This window comes from Micromonospora sp. ABR4_055 (assembly GCF_056160425.1).
The window spans coordinates 1-10,710 of record NZ_JBSWXD010000194.1 but is presented as its reverse complement, the minus strand read 5'-3'; the positions used below and the strand labels follow the sequence as shown (position 1 = coordinate 10,710).

Genomic DNA, 10,710 nt, shown 5'->3' with positions numbered 1-10,710 from the left:
CGGTGGACCCGTCCGCGCCGCCCGGCTGGCGCCGGGTGTGCCCGGTGTCCGCTCCCGCCGGCCCGGACCGGGCGGCGGGCACCCCGGCACGACCGGTCCGACCTGCCGGCCGGACATCGCCCACCCGACCGGAACCCACCCGACCGGTGCCGGAGCGGCTGGAACCGGTCCGACCCGAGCCGGGCCGCGGCGAGCGACCAGCCGGGGTCATCCGGCGTCGGCCGCCGGACCGGCGAGCGCGGACAGCAGTTCGTCACCCAGCAACGAGATCGGTGGAGCGCCCATCGTGACCACCAGGTCACCCGGCCGGCAGCGGCGGACCACCTCCGGTGGGACATCCTCCCAGGACGGTACGAACACCTTACGATCGTCCGGCAACGGGACGTCCGCCGTCAGCGCCACCCCGCCCTCACCCGGCTCCCGCAGCTCACCCGGCCCGAACACCTCCATCACGATCACCTCGTCGGCGATCGCCAGGGCGGCGGCCAACTCGGCCTGCAGGTCCCGGGTGCGGTAGACCCGGTAGGGCTGGAACACCACCACCAGCCGACCGGCACCGGCGACCTCCCGCATGGTGTGCAGCGCCGCGGTCATCGACGTCGGATGGTAGGCGTACTCGTCGTAGACGGTGACGCCGCCGGCCGAGCCCTTGCGTTCGAACCGGCGACGAACCCCGGGGAACGCGCCCAGCGCGGCGACCGCGTCACTCAACGGCAGCCCGAGGCGCAGCGCGGTGAGCACCGAGGCGGCGCTGTTGAGCCCGAGATGCCGGCCGGGTACCGGCAGGGCGATCTCACCGAGCGGCGCGCCGTCCAGGGTGGCCAGGTAGCGGACCCCGGCCGCGGACGACGTGATCTCGGTCAGCCGAAGATCGGCGTCGGCGGACTCGCCGTAGGTGTGGACGGTCCGGCCCTCGTCGCGCAGCGCCTCGGTCAACTGCCGGGTTCCGGGGTTGTCCGCGCAGGTCACCACGAACCCGTCCGGATCGGTCAGCCCGGCGAACTCGGCGAAACCAGCGGCGAGCCCGGCCAGGTCACCGTACGTGTTCAGGTGGTCGGCGTCGATGTTGGTGATGATCGACACGAACGGGCGGTAGAGCAGGAACGAACGGTCACTCTCGTCGGCCTCGACGACGAAGTACTCGCCCGTACCGTGGTGGGCGTTCGAACCGACCTCGGAGATCTCGCCACCGATGACGAATGACGGGTCCTCGCCGGCCCGTTGCAGGGTCAGGGTCACCATCGAGGTGGTCGTGGTCTTGCCGTGGGTGCCGGCGACCGCGATGGTCCGCCGACCGGTCATCGCCGCCGCCAGGGCCTCCGACCGGTGCAGCACCCGCAGCCCACGCCGACGGGCGGCGGCCAGCTCCACGTGGTCGGCCGGGATGGCGGTGGAGTAGACCACCGTGTCCACCCCGTCGAGGTTGGCCTCCTCATGGCTCATGTGGATGGTGCCGCCGAGTGCCCGCAGCACCGCCAGCGACGGCCAGTCCCGCAGCTCGCTGCCGGTCACCGGGATCCCCCGGGTCAGCAGCAGGCGGGCCAGGCCGCTCATCCCGACCCCGCCGATACCGATCAGGTGTACGGTCCCCAGCTCCTCGGCGGTGAGCGTGCCGGTGGGGGCGAACTCGGTGATGTTCACGTGGTCACCTTCCCGTGCGGGTCATCGGGACACCGCCTCGTAGACGAAGTCGAGCAGCGCCTCGTCGCCGTCGCGGCGACCGTACCCGGCCGCTGCCGAGCCCATCGCAGCCAGCCGCTGCGGGTCGCGGGCCAACGGGACCACGACCTGCTCCACCCAGGCCGGGGTCAGTTCGGCGTCGTCGACGAGCAGACCACCGCCGGCCTCGACCACCGGCAGCGCGTTGCGCTTCTGCTCCTGGTTACTGTGCGGATAGGGAACGTAGACCGCGGGCAATCCGATCGCGGCGACCTCGGCGCAGGTCATCGCGCCCCCCCGGCAGACCATCAGGTCGGCTGCGGCGTACCCGAGCTCCATCTCCGACAGGTACGGCAGGGTCACGTACGGCACCGGCAGATCACTCGGCACCGAGACCGCCTCGTTGCGGGCACCGATCGCGTGCAGCACCTGGACGCCGGCCCGGGCCAGTTCCTTGGCCGCCCCGGAGACCGCCAGGTTGATCGACCGGGCGCCCTGGGAGCCACCGGAGACGAAGACCGTCGGCAGATCCGGGCGCAGCCCGAAGTGCGCTCGGGCGGCCTCCCGGGCGGCCACCCGGTCCAGCCCGGTGATGGACCGGCGCAGCGGCACCCCGACCACCCGGGCGTCGCGCAGCGACTCGGCCTGGACCGGCTGGTGTGGGAAGCCCACCGCGACGTGCTTGGTGAACTTCATGCCCATCCGGTTGGCCACGCCCGGCGGCACGTTCACCTCGTGCACCACGATCGGCATCTCGCGACGCCACGCCGCCAGGTAGGCCGGTACGGACACGTACCCGCCGAAGCCCACCACCACGTCGGCCCGCACCTCGTCGATGACCTTGCCGGCGGCGCGGGCGGCCTTGAACATCCGGTCTGGCGTACGCACAAGGTCCATGTTGACCGACCGGGGCAGCTGATGTGCGGGGATCAACCGCAGATCGTACCCTTTCGGCGGAATCAGCTCGTTTTCTAGCCCTTTCGGGGTACCGAGACAGGTGATCTGCACGCTCGGGTCGTGCCGGCGCAGACAGTCGGCGAACGCCAACAACGGGTAGATGTGCCCACCGGTCCCCCCACCTGCCAGCACCACCGATCGCAGCGGACCCATCAGCATCTCCTCTCGCTCGACTCGGTGGCCGCGCGGCGGGCCCGGCGGACCGCCGACGGCGTACGCGGCACGCCGGGCGGTTGCGTACGGGGCCCGTCGGCCCGGATGCGCGCTTCGCGGGGGTACGTTAACGCCCGTCCCGTCGCCTCGGTACACGGGGCGGCGTTGACCCGCCCTGGCCGCCTGACCCCGACCCCGACGCACCGCGACCGCCCGGCTGCCCGGAGCCGGCCGGTTTCGGTCCGACGCCGGTCATCCGCGGCTTGGCCGGGTGGCGCGGGCGGGGCATCGGCGGCAGCGGGGCCCAGACCAGTCGCACCCAGCGGGCCGGCGGACGGGCGTTGAGCGCCCGGGCGGCGTCGGGCTCGGCCCGGGCGAACGACGCCAGCATGCCGATCGCGGCGAGCGTCACCACCAGCGCACTGCCACCGGCGGAGATGAACGGCAGCGGAATACCGGTGATCGGCAGCAGCCCGATCACCCCGGAAATGTTGATCACCGCCTGGCTGATCAGCCAGCTGGCCGCCGCTGCGGCGGCGAGTCGCCGGAACGGGTCGGCCACCCGACGGGCGATCCGCAACGCGGTGTACGCGAGGACCGCGAACAGGGCCAGCACCACGACGCAGCCGACCACCCCGAGTTCCTCGGCGACGATGGCGAAGATGAAGTCGTCCTCGGCCTGCGGCAGGTAGCCCCACTTCAACCGGCTGGAGCCGAGCCCTTCACCGAACCATCCCCCGTTGGCGATCGCGTACCTCGCCTGCAACGCCTGGTAACAGTCGTCGACGCACTGGTCCGGAGGGGTGAAGAACGACGTCAGCCGGGCCAACCGGTAGTTGTCCGCGTCCTGGGCGCCGGAACCGGCGCCCTGCCAGGCGGCGGCGATCAGCAGGCCGATGCCGACCAGACCGACCGCGCCCAACGTGGCGAAGATCCGCAGCGGTACGCCGGCTGCCCAGAGCAGCCCGACGACCAGGGCCAGGATGCACAGCATGGTGCCCAGGTCGTTGTAGCCGACCAGGAGGAACAGCAGGCCGACGGCGGGGAACAGCGGAATTGCCAGCTCCCGCCAGTGGCCCAGCTCGGCACCTTTGCGGGCGATGACGTCGGCGCCCCACAGCACCAGGCCGAGCTTGGCCAGCTCGGAGGGTTGCAGCTGAAAGGACCCGAAGTAGAGCCAGAGCAGCTCCGCCTCGACCGGACCGACCCGGGCGGCCTGCCAGCCCGCCAGCGTGGACACCAGCAGCAGCCCGTTGAGCAGCAACAGCAGGGCGACCGCCACGCCGAGCACCACGATGCCCAGGGCACGGAACGTCGCCGCCGGCAGCCGCTGACAGATCCAGAACGCGACCAGGCCGATCACCGCGAAGGTCGCCTGTCGGCTCAGCACGCTGAACGCGCTGCCGTCGTCGATGTACGCCTTGATGCTGGTCGCGGAGAAGACCATGGTCAGGCCGATCATCAGCAGCAGCCCGCTGCTGAAGATCAGCAGATAGTACGAGGCGAGCGGCCGGGCCAGCAGACCACGCAACGCGGCCAGTCCGCCGATCGGATCCAGCCGGGCGGTGGGGCCGTGCCGATCTGGGACAGGCTGCCCCGGAGCCGGGCGATCCGGGGCAGGCCGGTCCGCGGCAGTGACAGGCCGATCCGTGACGGGCCGGCCCGGGTCAGCGCCCATCCGGGCCGCCACCTGTCGTCGCCATCGGTCCATCATCAGCGCTGCCGCCCCCGGCGGCCGGGCATCGACACCACACCGGCGTGTCGGGCCGGTCGCCGCAGCGGGCGCGGGCTGGTCCGGGCTAGCCCATCACCGCGAGAAACTCGCTGTAGAACAGGCCGAGACCGATCGCCACGCCGATCCCGGCGATGATCCAGAAACGGACGACGATGTTGACCTCGCTCCACCCGGCCAGTTCGAAGTGGTGCTGCAGAGGCGACATCCGGAACACCCGTTTGCCGGTGGTGCGGAACGAGATGATCTGGATCACCACCGACATGGTGATGATGACGAAGAGCCCACCGATGATCAGCAGCAGCAGCATGGTCCGGGTGGCCATCGCCATCCCGGCGATCAGCCCGCCCAGCCCGAGCGCGCCGGTGTCGCCCATGAAGATCCGCGCCGGCGAGGTGTTCCACCAGAGGAAACCGACACATGCCCCGGCGGCCGCCCCAGCGATCAGCGCGATTTCCAACGGGTCGCGCACCTGGTAGCAGTACTCGGCCGTGTAGTTCGGGTCGGCGCACCAGTGCCGGTACTGCCAGAAGGCGATCAACGCGTAGGTGGCGAGCACCATCACCGACGCGCCGGTGGCCAGACCGTCCAGACCGTCGGTCAGGTTGACGCCGTTGGTCGTGGCCATCACCACCAGGATGAAGATGACCACCGACGCGGCCTTACCGACGTCGAGGGCGTCGATGTCGCGGATGAACGACAGCGTGGTGCTGCCGACCGTCTCGGTGTTGGTCGCGTCGCCGGTGGAGTCCACCATCGTGCTCGGGAAGTACAGCGCGATCACCCCGAACACCGCGCCGACCAGGATCTGACCGAGTAGCTTGCCCCGTTTGTTCAGCCCGGCGCTGTTGCGCTTGCGGACCTTGAGGAAGTCGTCGACGAAGCCGACCGCCCCGGAGAAGACCAGCAGGCCGAGCAGGACGAGCGCGGTGATGGTCGGTCCGACCTGGGCGATCTGCTGGGCCGGCAGGGTGGTCAGGGCGAGGTGACCGGCGACATACGCGATCACCGTCGCCACGATGAAGACCACGCCGCCCATCGTCGGCGTGCCCTTCTTGCCCTGGTGCATGACCGGGCCCTCGGCCCGGATCGGCTGGCCGGCCTTGAGCCGCGTGAAGACCTTGATCGCCACCGGGGTGCCGAACAGCGACACCAGGAAGGCCACGGCCGCCGCGACGATGACCGCTCTCACGCCGTCGCCTCCCCTGCCCCGGTGACCGGCGTACCCTCGGCGGCCGATCCGTCGCGCAGCGCGTCGGCGACCTCCCAGGTGCGGTACCGCGAGCCCTTCACCAGCACCACGTCCCCGTCGGTGAGCTCCCGCCGGAGCAGGTCGATCGCCGCCTGTTGATCGGTGACCAGCACCGACTCCCCTTCCCACGTCGCAACCGCCGCCGCCGCCTGCCGGATCGGCGCGGCCTGTTCACCCACCACCAGCACCCGGTGCACGCCGAGCTCGGCGGCCAACCTGCCGACCTCGGCGTGCCCCTGCTCCTCGTACTCGCCGAGCTCGGCCATGTAACCAAGCACCGCGAAGGTCCGTCGCCCCGAGCCGAGATCGACCAACGCCCGCAACGCCGCCGCTGCGGAGGCGGGGTTGGCGTTGTAGGAATCGTCGATCACGGTGATCCCGTCCGTCCGGTCGATCACGTCCATCCGACGGGTCGAGACCAGCCGGAGCCGGCCTAGCCCGGCCGCCAGCTCCGCCGGGTCGGTCAGCCCCAGCTCGATCGCCACGGCCGCGGCGAGCAGGCTGTTACCGACCTGATGCCGGCCGCTGACCGCGAGCCGTACCGGCGCCGACCCGGCCGGGGTGACCAGCTGGTACGCGGCACGTCCCCGGGCGTCCACTGCGACCTTCTCGGCACGCACCGTCGCCGCGGGATCCTCCCCGGCCAGCACCACCCGCCCAGCGGTGCAGTCAGCCATCCGCCGCACCCGGGGGTCGTCGGCGTTGAGCACCGCGACGCCGTCGGCCGGCAACGCCTCGACCAGTTCGCCCTTGGCGGTGGCGATGGCGTCGACCGAACCGAACTCCCCGATGTGCGCGACCCCGACATTGATCACCACACCGATCCGGGGCGGCGCGATCTCGCACAGATGCCGAATGTGGCCGATTCCCCGGGCACCCATCTCCAGCACCAGAAACCGGGTCTCGACGTCGGCCTGCAGCACGGTGTACGGCTGACCGAGCTCGTTGTTGAACGAGCCGGCCGGCGCCACCGTCGGGCCGAGCCCGGCGGCAAGCTGCGCGATCAGGTCCTTGGTCGTGGTTTTACCGGACGATCCGGTCAGGCCGATCACGGTCAGCTGGGGCAGCCGGTCCAGGACCGTCCGGGCCAACCGGGCCATCGCGTCGAGCGGGTCGTCGACGAGCACCATCGGCACCGGGGCGGCACCGCCGGCGGTGGCGACCGGGCGGGTGCCGAGCACCGCGACGGCTCCGGCGGCGAGCGCCGCGCCGGCGAAGTCGTGCCCGTCGACCCGCTCGCCGGCGAAGGCGACGAACAACCCGCCGGGCCCGATCTTGCGGGAGTCGAACTCCACCCCGCCGGTGACCCGGCTGGCCGGGTCGGCGTCCCGCAGCCGCCCACCGACCGCCTCGGCCACCTCGGCCAGCGTCATCGTGATCATGCCTGCCTCACCAGTGCCGGGAACCGGGCGGTCAGCGACGCCGCGAGCTCCACCCGGTCGTCGAACGGCTGCACGTCGCCGTCGATCTCCTGTCCCTGCTCGTGGCCCTTGCCGAGCAGCGCGACCACGTCGGTGGGCCCGGCCAGCCGGACCGCCTCGTCGATCGCCGCCCGCCGGCCGGCGACCTCCACCACCTCGGCACCGGCGACGCCGTCGGCCCCGTGGCGTACCTCGGCCCGGATCGCCGCCGGATCCTCGGTCCGCGGGTTGTCGTCGGTGACGATCACCAGATCGGCACCGCGGGCGGCGGCGGCGCCCATCGTCGGACGTTTGCCCCGGTCCCGGTCGCCACCGGCCCCGATCACGCAGATCAGCCGGCCCCGCCGCGAGTCGGCCAGGCCGCGCAGCGCGGTCAGCACGGCGACGATAGCGTCCGGTTTGTGCGCGTAGTCCACCACGCCGAGCACCGGCCCAGGAGCGGCGACCTGTTCCAGCCGGCCCGGTACGCCGGGACAGTCGGCCACTGCAGCGACGGCCGTTGCCGGGTCGACGCCGAGCGCGACCAGGGTCGCGATGGCCAGCAGCGCGTTCGCCACGTTGTGCCGCCCCGGCAGTCCGACGGCGGCCTCGAGGCAGATCCCGTCCGGGCCCAGGGCGATGAAGTGTTGCCGGTAGCCGTCGTCGCTGACCGCCGCGGCCCGCCAGGTGGCGGCGGCGTCCCCGGCGGCCGAATAGGTGACCGTGTGCGGACGACGCAGCGGCTCCAGGGCCGGGTCGTCGTGGTTGAGCACCTCGACCGCGCAGCGGCCGTCGAAGAGCCGGGCCTTGGCGGCGAAGTAGTCGGCGGCGTCGGCGTGGAAGTCGAGGTGGTCCGACCCGAAGTTGGTGTAACCGCCGACCGCGAACCGCACGCCACCGACCCGGTCCAGCGCCAACGCGTGGCTCGACACCTCCATGACCACGCTGGCTACGCCATGCTCACGGGCCACGGCCAGCATCGCGTGCAGGTCGGTCGCCTCGGGCGTGGTCCGTACGCTGGGCACGATCAGGTCGCCGAGGCGGGTCTCGACCGTGCCGATCAGCCCGGTCGACTGGCCGGCGGCCCGCAGCCCCGACTCGACCAGGTACGCGGTGGAGGTCTTGCCGGCGGTACCGGTCAACCCGACCATGGCCAGGTCCCGAGTCGGCTCGCCGTAGACCACCGCTGCAACCCGGCCCAGCACGGCCCTCGGCTCGGGAACCACCAGGGCGGGTAGCCCGGCTTCGGCAGCCGCCGGGGCGCCGGCCGGATCGGTGAGCACGGCCACCGCGCCGCGGGCACCGGCGTCGGCGACGAACTCGGCGCCGTGCCGGCGGGCTCCGGGCAGCGCGGCGTACAGGTCACCGGGCCGGACATCGCCGCTGGCGTGGGTGATTCCGCTGATCAGCGGGGCTGCGGCGGTCGGTGGCGGCACCGCCAGCGACGCGGCGAGCTCCGCGAACGGAATCGGACGATTGGTGCGGGGTCGTGGATTGCCGGGCACGGCGCTAGACCCTACCCGGTCCGCGGTCCGGGGCCGCGCAGCGGCGTACCGGTCGCTCCGCATCGCGCAGCGTTTCGTCCGTACGGGTGAGTCCCGCACGTCGCCGGGGCACGGACAGTCACGGGTGCACCACGAACTCGGGTGGCTCGGTGCCGCTCGGCGGGACCCGGTAGTGCAGCAGAGTGAAGCGCATCATGTCGCGAAACGCCGGGGCGGCGACGTCCCCGCAGCCACCACCGGGGGTGTGCGACACCACGGCGATCACGTAGCGCGGGTCGTCGGCCGGCGCCATGCCGATGAACGACGTCACCTCGCCGGGCGCGACGGAGCCGTTGACGATCCGCCGACCGGTGCCGGTCTTGCCGGCCACCCGGTAGCCGGGGACCGCCGCCGCGGTGCCGGTGGCACCGGGGATTGTGGTGACACCTTCCATGATCGCTCGCAGCGCGGCGGCGTTGTCGGCGCCGAGCACCCGGCGGGCGGTCGGCGCCTCGGTCGGGGTGCGCTGTCCGTGCTCGTCGACGATCTCCCGGACCAGTCGGGGCGGTACGTAGACGCCGTCGTTGGCGATCGCCGCGTACGCGGCGGCCATCTGCAGCGGGGTGGCGTCGACGCTGTGTCCGAGCGGCACCGACCCGTACGACGAGGCGCTCCACTCGTCCAGCGGCAGCACCCGGCCGCTGGCCTCGCCGGGCAGTCCGACCCCGGTCGGGCTACCCAGACCGAACGCCTGCTGGTACGCGTGCAGCCGCTCCGGCCCGAGCTGGTCGGCGATCTTGATCGTGCCGACGTTCGACGAGTAGGCCAGCATGCCGGCCAGGCTGGTCGCGACACCCGCCTCGATCGGGCGAGTGTCCCGGAAGGTGGTGTCGCCCTTGCGGATCGTCGGCCCGAGGTCGAGTGTGGTGTCGGGCCCGATCAGCCCTTCCTCCAGGGCAGCGGCGAGCACCAGCGGCTTGTGCACCGAGCCGGGTTCGGCGGTGAAGGTGGTGGCGATGTCCTGCCGGTCGGACGGGTCGCTGGACCACGCGTCGGCGGCGTTGTAGGTGGGCTCGCTGGCCTGGGCGAGCACCTCCCCGGTATGCGGGTCCAGTACCACCGCGGCGGCCACGCTGACGGTGCACTGCTCCAGCGTCGCGCTGAGGATGCGTTGCACCTCGTACTGCAGGTCCCGGTCGATGGTGAGCACCAGCGAACTGCCGGGCTGCGGCTCGGTCTCCTGCCGGTAGCCGCCGGGAATCTCGGCCAATCGCAGGTCACGGTTGCCCTGCTCGGCGATCCGCTGCCCGTTCACCCCGCGCAGCACCTCGTCGTAGCGCGCCTCGAGGCCTTCCAGCCCGTTCATGTCCAGGCCGACGAAGCCGAGCAGGTTCGCGGCCAGGTCGTTGCCGGGCACCTCGCGCCGTTCGTCGTAGTCCACCCCGATACCTGCCAGCTCAAGGTCCATCACCTGGTCGGCGAGTTCGACGTCCACCCCACGGGCCAGGAACTCGAACCGCGACTCCTGCCCGTCCTCGCGGGTCTGCGGCACCAGCCGGTCCAGCAGCGTGGAGCGGGGGATGCCGAGCAGCGGTGACAGCGCCTCCGCCGTCGCCTGCGGATCCTCGACCAGACCCGGGTCGGAGTAGACGAACCGGGCGGCGACGCTGTGCGCCAGCACCGCGCCGGTGCGGTCGTAGATGCTGCCCCGGGGGGCGGGCACGACGACCGGCGAGCCGACCCGGTCCCAGACGCCGCCGTCGGCGTACGCCGGGGCGTCGACGACCTGCAGCACGATCAGCCGGATCCCGATCACCACGAACATGGTCAGGGTGAGAAAGGTGCCCAGCCGCAGCCGGCGCCGGGGATCGGCCAGCCGGGGCAGGGTGGCGGGCCGCCGTGGGCGGCCCCGGGTGCCCTGTCGGGCCGGGCCCGGGGCACGCCGGGCGGAGCCGGACGACGCCTGCCGGGACCTGCCGGCCGACCCGGCACGGCCGGTGGTTGACCGGCGGCGGTCGGAGTCGGCTCCGCGCCGCGCTGCCCGGTCCGGGTCGGCTCCGCGCCGCGCTGCCC

7 protein-coding genes are annotated in these 10,710 nt (G+C 72.4%); all 7 read right to left on the bottom strand.

What is annotated here, in order from left to right:
- Nucleotides 1-207: 207 nt before the first annotated feature.
- Nucleotides 208-1,641, bottom strand: a complete 1,434-nt coding sequence (murC, locus tag ACXAHD_RS28955) for a UDP-N-acetylmuramate--L-alanine ligase (RefSeq protein WP_281550596.1) — start codon at nt 1,639-1,641, stop codon at nt 208-210.
- Between the two features lie 21 nt (nt 1,642-1,662).
- Nucleotides 1,663-2,769: an undecaprenyldiphospho-muramoylpentapeptide beta-N-acetylglucosaminyltransferase gene (gene murG, locus ACXAHD_RS28950; protein WP_281550597.1), complete on the bottom strand. Its 1,107-nt coding sequence runs from the start codon at nt 2,767-2,769 to the stop codon at nt 1,663-1,665.
- A gap of 127 nt (nt 2,770-2,896) precedes the next feature.
- Nucleotides 2,897-4,447: an FtsW/RodA/SpoVE family cell cycle protein gene (locus ACXAHD_RS28945; protein WP_475054584.1), complete on the bottom strand. Its 1,551-nt coding sequence runs from the start codon at nt 4,445-4,447 to the stop codon at nt 2,897-2,899.
- A 121-nt stretch (nt 4,448-4,568) separates the two neighbouring features.
- Entirely contained in the window at nt 4,569-5,693 is a 1,125-nt protein-coding gene (gene mraY, locus ACXAHD_RS28940) for a phospho-N-acetylmuramoyl-pentapeptide-transferase (protein ID WP_281550598.1), read from the bottom strand.
- The gene (locus ACXAHD_RS28935; protein ID WP_475054580.1) at nt 5,690-7,135 is read right to left on the bottom strand and encodes a UDP-N-acetylmuramoyl-tripeptide--D-alanyl-D-alanine ligase; all 1,446 of its coding nucleotides are present in this window, start codon (nt 7,133-7,135) and stop codon (nt 5,690-5,692) included. Before ACXAHD_RS28935 ends, mraY begins: the two co-directional genes overlap by 4 nt.
- Complete coding sequence (locus ACXAHD_RS28930; RefSeq protein ID WP_281550600.1) at nt 7,132-8,721, bottom strand: UDP-N-acetylmuramoyl-L-alanyl-D-glutamate--2,6-diaminopimelate ligase; 1,590 nt, start codon at nt 8,719-8,721, stop codon at nt 7,132-7,134. Before ACXAHD_RS28930 ends, ACXAHD_RS28935 begins: the two co-directional genes overlap by 4 nt.
- Nucleotides 8,722-8,776: 55 nt before the next feature.
- Nucleotides 8,777-10,710, bottom strand: a 1,934-nt coding sequence (locus ACXAHD_RS28925; protein WP_475054572.1) for a peptidoglycan D,D-transpeptidase FtsI family protein, incomplete at its 5' end; no start/stop codon positions are given.